The following is a 13377-nucleotide window of genomic DNA, read 5'->3' on the forward strand; positions in this document are numbered from 1 at the left end:
TCAAGGACTATTTCTCAAGGACTATTCCAAGAACTATTCCAAGGACTATCCTTGCTACTGGGGGCTGGTGGAGACTGGCCGTTATTGCAACGGCGGCATCAATGGTTCATTGGACAAATACCTCTGCTAAACGTGGGAGGACTTAAACCATAATACAAATAACCTTAGTTAGCTATATGACTCACTAAGCGGGCGTGACCGCCGCCACTGGGCTAACGCCTGAATATCCGCTGGCGCTGTTCGGCAGCAACCACCAATGGCTGACGCGCCTGCCGCTAGCCATTGTTCCACCCCTTGTGCCAGCGCGGAAGGGCCACTGGCGGTGTGGTCGCATGGGGCCGGGTGCCAGGTTTTGGTCACTGCGTCGTACACTTCCCCTGAATTGGGGTAGACCAGTACCGGCAGATCGCACTGACGCCGAATTGCCTGAATCAGCGACTCAATGTGGGGCAACGCGGTGCAATTCACGCCAATCGCCGCCACGCCTGGGCAATTGGCCAGGGCTGCCGCGCACTCCTCTATCGGCGTACCATCGCTGATATGTTTGCCATCCTTTGCTGAGAAGGTGATCCAAGCCTGTGCGCCGGGATGCTCGGCCAACAAATCAGTGATCGCCAGCGCTTCATCTAATGAAGGCAAGGTTTCAGCCGCCAGCAGATCAGCACCTGCCGCTAGCAAGAGTTCAAAACGTTCGCGGTGAAACGCCACCAGCTCGGCGCGATCCAGATCATAGCCGCCACGGTATTCACTGCCATCGGCCAGGTAAGCGCCATAAGGGCCAACAGATGCAGCCACCAGCGGTTTGGGGCGACCGGTTTGACCGGGCTGCCAGACCGCATCCCGTGCCTGCTGCGCCAACGTGACCGATAACTGAATCAGTTCCCGCGCTTCCTGCGCTGTTAGTCCTGCCTGCATAAAACCAGGCACCGTGGCCTGATAGCTGGCGGTAATCGCACAATCGGCACCGGCTTCAAAGTAAGCCTGATGAACCTGGCGAATTTTCTCTGGGGCCTGAGCTAACAAGCGCGCTGACCAAAGGGCGTCGTTGAGGTCGCAGCCGAGCGTTTCCAGCTCGGTGGCCATAGCACCGTCGATGACCATAAAAGGCACGTCAGCCAACAGGGCTTTGATCGGGTTTAAGTCTTTCATACTGGCGTTTCCTCAGCGGCGTTGGACGATTGCGCAGGACGATAAGAGCCCGAACGGTGGCGCACAAAATGCACCAGATAGCACAGGCCAATGAAGGGCACACCGAAATAGAGCGCCACGCGTTGTTGCGGGTCAAAAGCGATGCCAATACACGCTGCCAAACAGGCCGCAAATGCTATCAGCGGTACCCAGGGGTAGCACGGCGTACGATAAACCAGATCTTTCAGCCGCCCGCCTTCACGCAAGTATTGGCGCCGGAAATTGAGTTGGCTGAGCGCAATCGCCATCCAGACCACCACTACGGCCAAACCGGAGATCGAGACCAACACCAGATAGACGGTTTCAGCGGCATAAACGCTGGAGAACAACGCTCCAAGCCCACCCACCATACTCAGCAAAAGGGCGTTCATCGGAATACCACGCTTGTTGAGCCGACCCAGCGACTTGGGCAAAGTACCCTGATCCGACAGCGTCCACAGCATACGTGCCGAGGCGTAAAGCCCGGAATTGGCCGCCGACAGCAAGGCAGTAATGATCACAAAGTTCATGATGTCGGCTGCGCCCGGCACCCCTAAACGCTGAAACACTGCGACAAAGGGGCTCTCACTGAGACCGGCCTGCCCCTGGGGCAATAGCGCCGCAATCACGATGATAGTGCCAACGAAAAACAGTATTAGTCGCCATAGCGTCGCGCGGATGGCCTTAGGCACATTGCGGGCCGGGTCCACCGCTTCTCCGGCGGCAATGCCAATCAGCTCGGTACCGGAAAACGCAAACATCACCGCCAGCAAGGTGGTGCCAATGGCCAGCAAGCTGGGCGACATGGCGCCCTCTCCCCATAAGGCTGATAGCCCTGGTGAAGCAACCTCTGCGCCAGCGGCATCATGTAACGGCACCCAGCCAATGATCGCCATCGCTCCCACCAACACAAACACCACCACCGCGATCACTTTGATCAATGACAGCCAGAACTCGGACTCGGCAAAGAAGCGCGAGGTAAACGCATTCACGCCAAAAACAATTGCCGCAAATAAGCCACTCCAATACCAGCCGGGGATATCGGGAAACCAGCGCCCCATGAAAACCGCCGCCGCTGTGAACTCTGAACCTAGCGCCACCGTCCAGGTGAGCCAGTACATCCAAGCCACCATATAGCCAGTTCCTGGGCCGATATAACGGCTGGCATGGGCACTGAAAGCACCAGAATTGGGCATATGCACTGCCAGTTCACCCAGACACATCATCACCAGCCAAGCGACAATACCGCCAACTAGATAGGCCAACACCGCTCCAATCGGCCCGGCCTGCTGCACGGTATAACCCGAACTCAAAAACAACCCCGTGCCAATCACACCGCCCAAAGACAGCATTACCAGATGGCGTGTCTGCATACTGCGCTTGAAGTGCGCACTGTCTTGATCACTTGCTTGCTCACTCATGGTGACATCCCTATCTTTGGCCTAACGAACCAGCATGGCCTCAGGGGCCTGGCTCAAAAAAAGGGGCTCATTTTAGTTCATCACAACCTATCTAAAAAGCATAAAAACAAACATTTATATTCTTATTTTAAATATACAAGCCTGATGTTGGTGATAAGCAACGCTAACTCGATGGATAAGAAGACAGGATGTGAAGACAAATAACGCTCGCTGGCTAGTACGAGGTACCAGAAGGTTACCTCACCGCTCCTTGGCACAATGCCGGGCCCCCATCACTAGGCAAAAGATAATTGTCTGAGCTATCGCTATACAGGCAATTACTCCTTTCCAGGCCCATATCGCAAAGGCATACGCCGCAAGGCTTGCGCCCATTGCGCCGCCTAAATAGTAGCAAGAGAGGTAGATGCCAGCGGCAACACCGGCGGGTACGCGGCGCGAGCTGCTTAATAACTGGGTCGTCACGGTTTGAAACATATAGGTTCCTATGGCAAACAGCGCCACGCTCAGCATGATAGGCATGCGTGTTGTGCTAATCAGCCACAGAGCTGCCCAAATCAACGCTATTAGTGATATGGCAATCGCTACTTCACTTAGATAGCGCCGCAATACGCTGGCAGTGAGCACGCAGACAAGTGCGGGCAGACACGCCAGATAGATCGTGCCGATCTGCTGTGAATCCCAATGATAAGGTTCTTGGGCAAGCCATAGACCCAGTGCCGTAAACACCGCGCTTTGCGTGAAGAGCAGCGCAAAACCCGCGAGATAGGCAATAAGTAGCGTATTGTCAGTCAGCGCTCGCCTTGTATATGTCACCGACGTTTGATGCCGTTCCGTACGCTGCATTGGTTCAGCGCCAGTTGTTTTCAGATAAGTAATTTTCGGAAGAAGATAAACCGCCACCGCAGACAGCATCATCAGGCTTGCAGAGCTTATGAATCCCAGCTCCCACCCCACGGCATCAACTGACCAAGCAGGATAAAACCGGCTGAGTGTGCTGCCGACAATGGTGCCGGTCACGTACAGCGGCACAAAACTGCTTGGTCGCTGAGAGACCAAATTCATCGTTGCGGTTAATAGGAAGGGAATCACAATGCCTTGGCCTAGCCGCAGTACAAAAAGCACGTCTTGACTAGTCGTCAATGCTATTGAAGCGTTAATCGCGGCCAATGCGAAAAAGCCAACGACTAATAAGTGCGAAGGGTTGGCGTGCTTTGTCGCAGCGCCGGTTAGCGGCGCGGTGACCATCATTCCTAGCAGCGACGCCATCGTTAACCAGCCAGCGCCAGTGGCCGTTGTTCCGAACCGCTCTACTAACGCTGGAAACAGCGCCTGAAGCTGGTACAAATTAAAAAAAGCGCCGAGCGATCCAATTATTAAGGCCGTACGCATGGCTTATTCCTGTTGAGACAGGCATTACCATACGTACGCTCAAGGCTCGAATGAAGGTCGGAATCGGTATCGCAGTGATAGCTGTTTCGACAGAGTGCAGCATCAGAAATCAGCGTATGTTGTGGTCACCGGAGGAGCGACGAGATGGTCGAACTGAAACAGATTAAGCACTTTGTTGCCGTTGCTGAGGAGCTTAACTTCAGGCGTGCTGCCGAGCGATTGCATATTACCCAGCCGCCACTGAGCCAGAGCATTAAGTCATTAGAAGAAACCGTGGGTGTGAAGCTGTTTGAGCGCAATACCCGAGGTGTCCATCTCACCAAAGCAGGCGAGGCCTTTCTTGGTGAAAGCTTGGAGATACTCAGTGCTGCACAACGAAGCATCGGCGTTGCCAGGCAGGCAGCCCAGGGTGAAATCGGCATGCTGCGCCTTGGTTATTCGGCCAGCGCGATTTTCTCCAAATCCCTCACCTCTGCCCTGGCTAAACTGCTCACCGAGCGCCCGCTGATCGAACTGCAGCTGTGCGAAGGGAATGCCCTCTCACATATCGCATCGCTGAAAGCAGGTAAGCTTGACGCTGCGGTACTACGAGCTGAGCTGGACGAGAACGCTCTAGCGGGTTTATCGGTTTCCAGGCTGGGAGATGAACCGCTGCTCGTGCTACTCCCCCCAGGCCATCGGCTACAGGCAAAGCCTTCCATCAATTTTGGCGAGATAGCCAGCGAGCGGCTTTTACTCCAACCCGCCACGCAAAGAACATTTCTGAGGCGCCAACTGGAGACATTGGCCGATAAAGCAGGGGTTTCTCTCAGCCATGTTGTGGATGTGCCCGATATCGGCAGTATGCTGTGCTTCGTTGGCGCCGGTATTGGTATTACCATCCTGCCCGCCAGCGCCGCGTCGATGGCTCACGGCCTGATGGCCATACCGCTTGCCGACGGGGGCTCTTCCCCACCGCTACTGTTAGCCTACAAGAAAGACAACCCTCTGAGTGAGCAGCTTAGGAGTCTCGTTGAGGCGCCTCCTTCATAAGCTTGGAGAATGGCGTGATAGCAAGCCCCAACAGTTACGCTGCTTTTGCCCAACCACACAGAAATTAAGGTAGATGTGTTTGGCTTAACGCGGCATTGGCTCCTAGACTGAAGTCTCGTTTCTTTTGAGATACCCGACCTATGCGTGTGTTTTCTAATCCGGTCGGTGCCGGTTCACTCTGGTTTGATAATTTGGTGACCGCAGACGGTGTGCCTGTGGCTTACGACCCACAAGCGCGTGCTTTTCTGCCGATGCCGCCCTTCTGCGCCAACCGCGAAGTCATTGGCTGCAACTGGATTGCGCCTAAGCAAGGTGAATTCTGCCGTGCCTGCGCAATGACAGCCCTAGCACCCGACCCTTCCATTTCAGATGCCATGCCCAACTGGGCGCAAACGGAGGCTGCTAAACGCTGGGTGATCGACAACCTTGGCCGTTGGAACTGGTTTCGCCCGGAAGACCCTGGCGCGCCACCAGTGTTTCATATGCTGGCCGAAGGGGGAACGCCGGTGCCCATGGGCCATGTGGGCGGTGTGGTTACCATCAGTGTCGCAGAAGCTGATGCGGTGTTACGCACAACTCGCAAAGAGGCATTGGCAGAGCCTTACCGCACGATGATTGGCCATATGCGCCATGAAATCGCCCATATGCTGTGGTGGCGGCTGAGCTTACGGGATGACTTTCTTGATGCGTTTCGTGAGATGTTTGGCGATGAGCGCGAGGATTATCCAGCAGCGTTGCAGCACTATTATCACAATGGCCCACCCGTGGATTGGCGGCAGAGGTTTCTGTCTACCTATGCGTCCTCCCATCCCCATGAAGATTGGGCGGAAACCACCTCGCACCTGCTGCACCTAACTGATATCACCGATAGTTTTGTGTCGGCAGGCATGACCTCGCCGGCCTTGCCCAACACCTATGGTTGGGATGCTTACGCCGAACCGGATGCTGAGCGCTTGATTCACATCGCGGCATCATTAGTCGCCGGTGTTAATCATGTAAACCGCTCGATGGGGCTTTCGGATCTTTATCCGTTTGTGCTTTCCGACCCGGCGATGCGCAAGCTAGCCTTCGTGCATAATTGGCTACGGCGCGGCGCTCAAGGGCTTTAATTCGCATCTGCAACAGGCCCTGGGGAAGTCAGCGCTTTAGCCAGAGCCTGCCATCGATAAACGCGTTAGCTTAGTTGCAAAGCGTCAATCGCCACCGCCACCCTTTTCCGCGCATCGCCTTGCAGCGTTTGTAGCGGTTGGGGCAAACAGGGTTGGCTTACTATCCCGGTAAGTTCCGCAATGGTAGCGACTACCCGTAGGCTGCCGCCGAAGTCACGGTAGAGCGCCCATAACGGTTCAAGCGCAGCGGAAAGCGCGTTGGCGTCTTTTGCGTCTCCCGCTTGGGCGGCACGGGTTAGCGCCAGCGCAGTTTCAGGGTATAGCCCACCAATCACCGAGTACCAAGCATCGCAGCCAGCAAGCATGCCCGTGGCGGCCGCTGGGTCGCCGCTAATGCCGATGGTTACGTCGCTGGGAATTAACCCACGCAGCCGTGCCACGCGCGCCTGTGCGGCGGCTATATCATTCTGCACTGGAGGAATTTTAATCGAGCGAACTTGGGATAGTTGGGCGATGCGACCATGCAGTTCATCACTGAATTCAAAGTGCGTAGTGCCTGGGTTGTCATAGACACATAGCGGCACACTCAGCGAACGACAAACCGTTTCGAAAAGACCAAATACCTCATCCTCGGTCAGCTTTTGATAAGACACTGGCGCCAACAGCACGCCACTAGCGCCTGCTTGCTGGGCGCTTTCTGCATTAGCCAGTACATCACGGGTGCGGAGCGAACCTATGCCTACCACCACTGGCACGCCGGCGGCATGCTCAACGCACAGCTTGGCTACGCGGGCGCGTTCTTCACTACTTAAATAAGCGTAGCTGCCCGTCGACCCCAGCACGCCGATAGAATCCACCCGCGCCTCCGCCAAGCGTTCCACTAAACGAGTAAACTCATGCTCATGTATGCCCTGCTCGTTCATGGGGGTTAGCGGAAAAGCGCTCAAACCAGTGAACATGGTGAATGATCCTTTTACGATGACAGATAAGAGGCTATTAACATACGTGATGCTGCATGATGAGGCTAGAGAGTCTCCAAGGTTAGTTAGCAATTATGTACAAGCATTTGATACCCAGGAGCGCATAAGCTAGGTGGTAGTACTTAACCAATAACGCTTAACCAAGGGCGCTTAACCAGGAGAGGCTTGGCATGGCGAATACAAGCCGGTTTCAATTCATCAAAAGTCAGCATGTGCCAACACTGACGGTGCTTCAGGCGGCAATTGAAGATTTCAGCTATGACCGTCATGCCCATGAGGAATTTGCCTTCGGCGTAACGCTGGCCGGGCGTCAGGATTTTTTTAGCGGCGGGCAGTTCCACAAAAGCCCGCCGGGCAATGTGATTCTGTTCAACCCTGAGGAGGTTCACGATGGCCAACCAGGCGGTGAGCATGCACTGGACTACCTGATGGTTTATGCCCATCCAGAACAGGTCAAGCCGCTGTTCGCTGATGCGCTTGGGCGCGAACATGCCACGGATTTTCGTTCCAACCAAACGCTGATTCAGGATGTGCAACTGCGCCATGCCATTTTGGAACTGGCGCGCTTGGTCACCTCCCAAGCAGGTAGCTGTATTGATCAGGAAAATGCGCTTTATCGGGTTATCGAGAGAACCGTTCAACTCGGCGGCATTTCCCAACCCAACCCCATCACAAGTCGACCTGATGCCCTGCTAGGTCTGGCTAAGGCGTATATCCACTCCCACTTGGAAAGCGATATGTCGCTGGATGATATTTGCCAGGCAGCGCATTTATCCAAGTACCATTTCTTGCGCCTGTTCCGCCAGCATTACGGCATTACCCCCCATCAGTATGTGATTAATTGTCGAATCAATGCGGCGCGTACTGCACTAGACGCCGGTGCCCCACTTAACGAAGTGGCGCTACGCTTTGGCTTTGCCGACCTTAGCCATTTTAATCGGCGCTTTAAGCGCATTTATGGCATGACACCCCACCAATACCAACGCGATATCGCGCGTTAATCCCCAGTTTTAGAACTGCCATTAAACTAACGAGGCATCACCATGCTAGGAATCGTCGCCTATGCCCTGGGCGCTATGTATACGCCTGGGCCTGTGAATCTGCTGGGCTTAAACGTTGGCATCAATGGCCAAGCCAAAAAATCGCTCGGTTTTTGTCTGGGAGTGGGCACCGCGATGTTTACTTACTTATTACTATTGGGCTGGGCAGGCGCCGCTTGGATCGACGATGAGGCACTGATCGTTGTGAGCGCATTAGGGTGTAGTTATATTGTTTATCTCGCAATAAAAATTGCCCGTTCAAGCACTGATTTAAGTAGCGACTTAAACACCCAGTTAAACAACCATGACCACACGCCACATCTGCTGCGTTTTCGCGATGGGCTGGTGATGCAACTGCTTAACCCAAAAGCCATTATTGCCACCCTACCCCTTGCTACACTGCAATTTCCTGCGGCGGGTATTGAGGGGCTTAGCTTGGTGGTTTGGGCATTCGGGCTGGCAATATTAGCCGCTGGCGCACCCGGCAGTTATGTCTTGATGGGCAGTTTGGTTGGCCAGCGCATTCAAAGCGCAGGGATCGTGAAGGGCTTCAACTGGGTAATGGCGGGGCTGCTGGTCGCCGTGGCGTTATCGATTGGCTATGAGCATGTTTGGCTGGCGCTTAACGCTAGCTAGCCTGATGACACAGGTAGCGAGCATTCTAACCTTTGATTGCTCGCTACATTTGCAGTGTGTCACACACTTTCTTGCGCCCTGGCAATAGCGGCAGAAATGGCTGCCTTTGCCTGCGGGCTGTTTTTCCAGCAGGTGGTGTGCAGCATGGCGGCCACCATTTCTGCTATCTCATCAACTTGGCGGGCGGCCAGCTCAGCAAATGAGTCAATACCAATCTCTTCAAAACGCTTGAGGACGGTAGGGCCAACGCCTTTGACACTCAAAAGCGCATCTCTTTCGGCATCAGAAAAGGCCACTCATGTACTCCTCTTTAACAAGATCTCTGGGGCGTTCGCGTTTTAAGTGCGCGCCTCTGACCAAACCGCAAACTCATTGCCACTGGGTTCTAGGAAGTGAAAGCGAAAGCCGCCTGGGAATTCGAAAATAGGCTGGATGACGTCACCACCGCTTTGCTCTACCTTATCGAGCGTTGCGTTAATATCCGCGCTGTAGAAAACTAGCAGTGCGCCGCCATTAGCGGTTCGGCTGCAAGCATCTGAATGATAAAAGCCGCCATCTAACCCCTGGTTGGAAAATGCACTGTATTCCGGGCCATAATCGACGAATTCCCAGCCGAACACCGCCGTGAAAAACGTTTTTGTCGCCGCTAAATCTTTCGCTGCAAACTCGACGTAATTAAGCTTTTCATGCAGGTGCATAGGTCTGTTCCTTTACGTTGCCGAATTCAGATTATGAGCACGTTTAGTTGCCACCCAGTGACAGCTTAGCCTAACGTGACTGCTTAATAACCAGTTCAATCGCTTGCTTAACGTACGCGTACATTACCGGGCAAGTGCTGGCTCTGGGGCCTGCCACGTTTAAGACGCTAATGTTGCGATCATGCACAAAGTCGGCCAGCAACATCGCCGCGTGCAGTGGGTCTATCAGCTCAATATCAATTAGCTTGTAGGGTTTTGATTGCTGAATACAGAAAAGTGCAGTGGCTTCTGTTCCCCCTTGAAGATAAGACGCATAGAAGATAGCGGTGCCATCCGCATTCTGTACATTTTGATGGTTGCGCTGACGGTAATCACCGCTGACCTCTTCGAGGGTATAGATACTGCTCATTGGCCCATCTTCGGCCATTCTGCCCACCGGGCACGTTCCACCAATGGGAAAATCTAATGTTAAGGCAGCATCGAGAGCCGCCCTATCAGCGCCTGTTTGGCCGCCACTCATAATTTTGGAAAGCATAAATTAGCCACGTGTCTCTGATCGAGCGGCAAACGCGTTTGCCACGCGGTGTTGTAAGTGAAAGCGGACGTTGTAAAACCTACTGCCCGAAGCCTATCCCCAAGCTCAGTGCTTGAAGACCATCGAACTCAACGCTAACGTCGTCTGAAAACACTGGGTGCCCTTGCACCACCATGTTCACTGCTGCCTGAGAACCGCGGTAAGTAACAGTTACTGTCAGTTCTGCAGAGGTGTTAATCGGCGCGAATAGACCATACTCAACGTTATCAACACTCACCGAAGACAGACCGCGATCATCCAATTGCTGCTGCACTTCTTGTTTTACGGCGACACCGTAATAGATATAGATGCCCACGTAGCCAATTGCCAGTAGTACGATCAGTGAAAAGAGCTTCCCCATTATTTCCCCCCATTGCGACGAAATCCTTATGGTTGCCGCCTTCGGCCAGCAATTACGAGCGCTGATAATGCCTGCGGTAGTAAGTAGCTACAAGTACTGAAAAATGAACATTATTTACAAACAAGCGAGAAGGATTCTAATGGTGAGGTGTCGGGAGTAAGTGGCATGTTGCTCACTGCGAACATTGCCCGCAGCGACGCTTCCCCTTTGGCACTGAAAACGATAACGCGGGAGTCTTCCTCCCGTTTCGCCCAGCCAAGCGCCTGAATTCGCGCAAGCAGCGCCGCCCCGAGCGCGCCGGCAAGATGATTCCTACGCTCGCTCCAATCCAGGCACGCTCGACAAAATGACCGCTTCGAAGAAGCCAGCGCGTCTGCATCAATGCCATGTTTCTGGAACCACAGCCGTCCCTGTTTAGTCAGCTGTAGTCCGCCTGGAAGCTGCTGAAGGATATCTGTCTCGAGCATCTGTTCGTACACAAAAACCCCCAGCTCCCCTGCAAGGTGGTCGTAACACACTCGCGCCTTGCGCAGCGCAGGGTCGCGCGGGCCGATGGACAGATGCTTATCGTCGCCTCGGAAAGCGAGGCCCATCAGCGACTCCAAAAGTTCAGCAACATGTGGCCCCGCCAGCCTAAAATAGCGGTGGCGCCCCTGCTTCTCGACCGCGAGCAGTCCTTCCTCTCGCAGCTTTCCGAGGTGGAAGCTCATGGTTTGCTTAGTCACACTGGCCATATTTGCCAGCTCAGTCGCCGTTAGCGCGCGATCAGACATTAAGGCACAGAGCGCTTCCGCCCGAGCGTTATCTCCGATCAGTGCGGCAACGCGCACAATGTTAGGGGCTTCATTCATGGTTCGATCTTAGTCGAACCATTTGGGTGCGGCAATTAGGTATCGTCTCCGTTGCCTTTCAATGGAGATAATCAGATGAGCATTACCTGCATCATTCGCTACGAGATCGACCCTTTCCAACGCGACGCTTTCAAGCAATACGCCGAAAACTGGGGAAAAATCATCCCCTGGTGTGGTGGCCATCTTATTGGTTATTTCCTGCCTTTAGAGGGCACCAACAATATTGCCTGGGGCCTCATTGCCTTCGATAGTCTGGCTTCCTATGAAGCCTATCGCGTTCGGCTGAGATCTGATGAAGGAGGACACGCGAACTTCACAATGGCCCAAGAGCACCGATTTATCCTCAAAGAGGAGCGCAGTTTTGTTGAGGTGGTAGATGGCACCTTGGGCATTGAGGCTGTCGATGTAATGAACGTATCGACGTAACGACGCTGTGACTATAAAAGAGTCTGAGAATATAAAGAGCTTATGAATATAAGGAATTGGCCATGATCGCTGTGATCTTCGAAGTGCTTCCACATACTGACCGTTATCAAGACTACTTGGATACTGCCAGCGCATTACGCCAAGATTTGGAAGCTATCGACGGTTTTCTATCGATTGAGCGCTTCGAGAGCCTGACGCAGCCCGGCAAAGTGCTGTCGCTGTCTTTTTGGCGGGATGAAGATGCCGTGAAGCAGTGGCGTTCGCTTGAATCTCACCGAGCGGCCCAGAAAGCTGGTCGACAGGATATCTTTGCCGACTACCGTCTGCGTGTCGCCTCCGTCATCCGAGACTACGGAATGAACGACCGGCACGAGGCACCTGAGGATTCGCGTCACGCGCACTCATCATAAATGGGGGTGGCCACAACGTTTGTATTCTCCACGCCTACGCAGCTTTGCGCGGGTGTGGTGGAATGCAAGTATTGGAGGTTTTATGTGTAGACCTTGTTAGGAGCGATGAATACCGCCCAACATCGAGCATCAATCAACCGTGCTGAGAGAAGCCCCGACAAACACTTTACGGTAGCTACTCGGGCTAGTGTTTAGGCATTTCCGGAAATGATGTCGCATGGTAGGAAGACTACCGAAGCCACTCCGAGCCGCGATATTTTCCAGACTCATTTGACCTTGCTCCAAAAGCTCACAGGCGACACGTAACCTCTCGCTGAGCAACCAAGTGCTAGGTGGTAGACCAGTCGTCGCCTCAAACCGTCTTTGGAATGTGCGTAGGCTCATGCCTGCCAGAGCAGCTAAATCGCTGACTAAATGGCTTTGGTCGAGGTTATTGCGCATTGTTTCAATTACCGCCCCGATCCGTGTAGCTTCATAGGCTTTGGGTACCGGGTGAGGAATGAACTGCGACTGCCCGCCTGCGCGGTGCGGCGGCATTACAAGCCCCCTCGCAACGTCATTGGCCCGCTCAACCCCAAAGTCTTGTCTAACGATGTGAATACAAAGATCTATACCAGCGGCACTGCCAGCTGCCGTGAGGACACTTTGTTCGTCGACATAAAGAACACCTGGATCGAATTCTATTAAAGGAAATCTAGATGCAATTTTTTCGATGAACCGCCAATGGGTAGTTGCTTTCCGATTATTGAGCAATCCAGCTTCTGCCAACACAATCACTCCCGAACAGAGTGAGACAATTCGAGCACCGTTACGATGAGCCTTGAGTATGGCAGCGATGACTTTCGGCTGAACCGGCGAGGATACATCTGGCCACCCCGGAATGATGACGAGTTCTGCGCTCTCGATTGCTTCAAGGCCATTTTGGATATATACCGAAAGGCCGCCACTTAAGCGAATTTCTCCAGGTACAACGGCAGCGCTTTCAAAGCTGTACCAATCACTGCCAAACTCCGGGCGAGGCAACCCGAAAACTTCATAAGCAATACCAAACTCAAAGGAAAGTAGCTCATCAGAAATAAGGCAGACCACTCGGCGCCCAATTTTCTCAGTATCCCCATCGTTCATTATTGACTCCCAAGCGTGGCTCTAAGCTGATATTCATCATAGCCCCTCTTCTCATATTGAAGCTAAGGTGACACTGCACTTCAGTCAGCACTTTTAAAGAGTAGCCGCTGGGGAACGGTACTTCTGCTTTATGGCAAGTGCCCCTGGGGTCGCCATCC

Annotated in this window: 16 protein-coding genes; 6 read left to right on the plus strand and 10 right to left on the minus strand. The window is 53.7% G+C overall.

Annotated features, from left to right (window positions below):
* Positions 1-168: 168 nt before the first annotated feature.
* The 3 genes from mmuM to NDQ72_14410 all read right to left on the minus strand — a co-directional run bounded on the left by mmuM (position 169) and on the right by NDQ72_14410 (position 3977).
* A complete protein-coding gene (gene mmuM, locus NDQ72_14400; GenBank protein ID WKD27238.1) occupies positions 169-1149 on the minus strand; it encodes a homocysteine S-methyltransferase in 981 nt (326 codons plus the stop codon).
* Entirely contained in the window at positions 1146-2588 is a 1443-nt protein-coding gene (locus NDQ72_14405) for an amino acid permease (GenBank protein ID WKD27239.1), read from the minus strand. Before NDQ72_14405 ends, mmuM begins: the two co-directional genes overlap by 4 nt.
* A 240-nt stretch (positions 2589-2828) precedes the next feature.
* Positions 2829-3977: an MFS transporter gene (locus NDQ72_14410; protein WKD27240.1), complete on the minus strand. Its 1149-nt coding sequence runs from the start codon at positions 3975-3977 to the stop codon at positions 2829-2831.
* 144 nt (positions 3978-4121) lie between these two features.
* On the opposite strand from NDQ72_14410, the gene NDQ72_14415 reads away from it, so the two are divergent.
* On the plus strand, positions 4122-5009 hold the full coding sequence (locus NDQ72_14415) for a LysR substrate-binding domain-containing protein (GenBank protein WKD27241.1): 888 nt from the start codon (positions 4122-4124) through the stop codon (positions 5007-5009).
* A gap of 140 nt (positions 5010-5149) precedes the next feature.
* Positions 5150-6118 carry a putative zinc-binding peptidase gene (locus NDQ72_14420; protein ID WKD27242.1) on the plus strand — a complete coding sequence of 323 codons (969 nt, stop codon included), beginning with the start codon at positions 5150-5152 and terminating at the stop codon, positions 6116-6118.
* 65 nt (positions 6119-6183) lie between these two features.
* Here NDQ72_14420 and NDQ72_14425 read toward each other — a convergent pair whose 3' ends face one another.
* Entirely contained in the window at positions 6184-7077 is an 894-nt protein-coding gene (locus NDQ72_14425) for a dihydrodipicolinate synthase family protein (protein WKD27243.1), read from the minus strand.
* A gap of 191 nt (positions 7078-7268) precedes the next feature.
* On the opposite strand from NDQ72_14425, the gene NDQ72_14430 reads away from it, so the two are divergent.
* Positions 7269-8099 (plus strand): AraC family transcriptional regulator, encoded by an 831-nt coding sequence (locus NDQ72_14430; GenBank protein ID WKD27244.1) that lies wholly within the window; start codon positions 7269-7271, stop codon positions 8097-8099.
* A 42-nt stretch (positions 8100-8141) separates the two neighbouring features.
* Positions 8142-8774: a LysE family transporter gene (locus NDQ72_14435; GenBank protein ID WKD27245.1), complete on the plus strand. Its 633-nt coding sequence runs from the start codon at positions 8142-8144 to the stop codon at positions 8772-8774.
* Between the two features lie 59 nt (positions 8775-8833).
* Here NDQ72_14435 and NDQ72_14440 read toward each other — a convergent pair whose 3' ends face one another.
* The 5 genes from NDQ72_14440 to NDQ72_14460 all read right to left on the minus strand — a co-directional run bounded on the left by NDQ72_14440 (position 8834) and on the right by NDQ72_14460 (position 11258).
* Entirely contained in the window at positions 8834-9070 is a 237-nt protein-coding gene (locus NDQ72_14440) for a helix-hairpin-helix domain-containing protein (GenBank protein ID WKD27246.1), read from the minus strand.
* A 42-nt stretch (positions 9071-9112) separates the two neighbouring features.
* Positions 9113-9472, minus strand: coding sequence for a VOC family protein (locus NDQ72_14445; protein WKD27247.1), 360 nt, complete (start codon positions 9470-9472; stop codon positions 9113-9115).
* Positions 9473-9542: 70 nt separating this feature from the next.
* Positions 9543-10007: a putative molybdenum carrier protein gene (locus NDQ72_14450; protein WKD27248.1), complete on the minus strand. Its 465-nt coding sequence runs from the start codon at positions 10005-10007 to the stop codon at positions 9543-9545.
* Between the two features lie 79 nt (positions 10008-10086).
* Complete coding sequence (locus NDQ72_14455) at positions 10087-10407, minus strand: hypothetical protein (protein WKD27249.1); 321 nt, start codon at positions 10405-10407, stop codon at positions 10087-10089.
* Positions 10408-10517: 110 nt separating this feature from the next.
* The gene (locus NDQ72_14460) at positions 10518-11258 is read right to left on the minus strand and encodes a helix-turn-helix domain-containing protein (GenBank protein ID WKD27250.1); all 741 of its coding nucleotides are present in this window, start codon (positions 11256-11258) and stop codon (positions 10518-10520) included.
* Positions 11259-11333: 75 nt separating this feature from the next.
* On the opposite strand from NDQ72_14460, the gene NDQ72_14465 reads away from it, so the two are divergent.
* Positions 11334-11684, plus strand: coding sequence for an NIPSNAP family protein (locus tag NDQ72_14465; GenBank protein ID WKD27251.1), 351 nt, complete (start codon positions 11334-11336; stop codon positions 11682-11684).
* A 62-nt stretch (positions 11685-11746) separates the two neighbouring features.
* The gene (locus NDQ72_14470) at positions 11747-12094 is read left to right on the plus strand and encodes an antibiotic biosynthesis monooxygenase (GenBank protein WKD27252.1); all 348 of its coding nucleotides are present in this window, start codon (positions 11747-11749) and stop codon (positions 12092-12094) included.
* 129 nt (positions 12095-12223) lie between these two features.
* Here NDQ72_14470 and ftrA read toward each other — a convergent pair whose 3' ends face one another.
* Positions 12224-13219 (minus strand): transcriptional regulator FtrA, encoded by a 996-nt coding sequence (ftrA, locus tag NDQ72_14475; GenBank protein WKD27253.1) that lies wholly within the window; start codon positions 13217-13219, stop codon positions 12224-12226.
* Between the last annotated feature and the right edge of the window lie 158 nt (positions 13220-13377).

The organism is Halomonas sp. KG2, from assembly GCA_030440445.1.
Lineage (GTDB): Bacteria > Pseudomonadota > Gammaproteobacteria > Pseudomonadales > Halomonadaceae > Vreelandella.

What these genes read in the sequence shown, in the direction of transcription:
- ftrA (WKD27253.1), bottom strand. Translation starts at nt 13,219, where the DNA reads ATGAACGATGGGGATACTGAGAAAATTGGGCGCCGAGTGGTCTGCCTT.
- NDQ72_14430 (WKD27244.1), top strand. Translation starts at nt 7,269, where the DNA reads ATGGCGAATACAAGCCGGTTTCAATTCATCAAAAGTCAGCATGTGCCA.
- NDQ72_14470 (WKD27252.1), top strand. Translation starts at nt 11,747, where the DNA reads ATGATCGCTGTGATCTTCGAAGTGCTTCCACATACTGACCGTTATCAA.
- NDQ72_14435 (WKD27245.1), top strand. Translation starts at nt 8,142, where the DNA reads ATGCTAGGAATCGTCGCCTATGCCCTGGGCGCTATGTATACGCCTGGG.
- NDQ72_14465 (WKD27251.1), top strand. Translation starts at nt 11,334, where the DNA reads ATGAGCATTACCTGCATCATTCGCTACGAGATCGACCCTTTCCAACGC.
- NDQ72_14405 (WKD27239.1), bottom strand. Translation starts at nt 2,588, where the DNA reads ATGAGTGAGCAAGCAAGTGATCAAGACAGTGCGCACTTCAAGCGCAGT.
- NDQ72_14410 (WKD27240.1), bottom strand. Translation starts at nt 3,977, where the DNA reads ATGCGTACGGCCTTAATAATTGGATCGCTCGGCGCTTTTTTTAATTTG.
- NDQ72_14415 (WKD27241.1), top strand. Translation starts at nt 4,122, where the DNA reads ATGGTCGAACTGAAACAGATTAAGCACTTTGTTGCCGTTGCTGAGGAG.
- NDQ72_14460 (WKD27250.1), bottom strand. Translation starts at nt 11,258, where the DNA reads ATGAATGAAGCCCCTAACATTGTGCGCGTTGCCGCACTGATCGGAGAT.
- NDQ72_14420 (WKD27242.1), top strand. Translation starts at nt 5,150, where the DNA reads ATGCGTGTGTTTTCTAATCCGGTCGGTGCCGGTTCACTCTGGTTTGAT.
- NDQ72_14450 (WKD27248.1), bottom strand. Translation starts at nt 10,007, where the DNA reads ATGCTTTCCAAAATTATGAGTGGCGGCCAAACAGGCGCTGATAGGGCG.
- NDQ72_14445 (WKD27247.1), bottom strand. Translation starts at nt 9,472, where the DNA reads ATGCACCTGCATGAAAAGCTTAATTACGTCGAGTTTGCAGCGAAAGAT.
- mmuM (WKD27238.1), bottom strand. Translation starts at nt 1,149, where the DNA reads ATGAAAGACTTAAACCCGATCAAAGCCCTGTTGGCTGACGTGCCTTTT.
- NDQ72_14425 (WKD27243.1), bottom strand. Translation starts at nt 7,077, where the DNA reads ATGTTCACTGGTTTGAGCGCTTTTCCGCTAACCCCCATGAACGAGCAG.
- NDQ72_14455 (WKD27249.1), bottom strand. Translation starts at nt 10,407, where the DNA reads ATGGGGAAGCTCTTTTCACTGATCGTACTACTGGCAATTGGCTACGTG.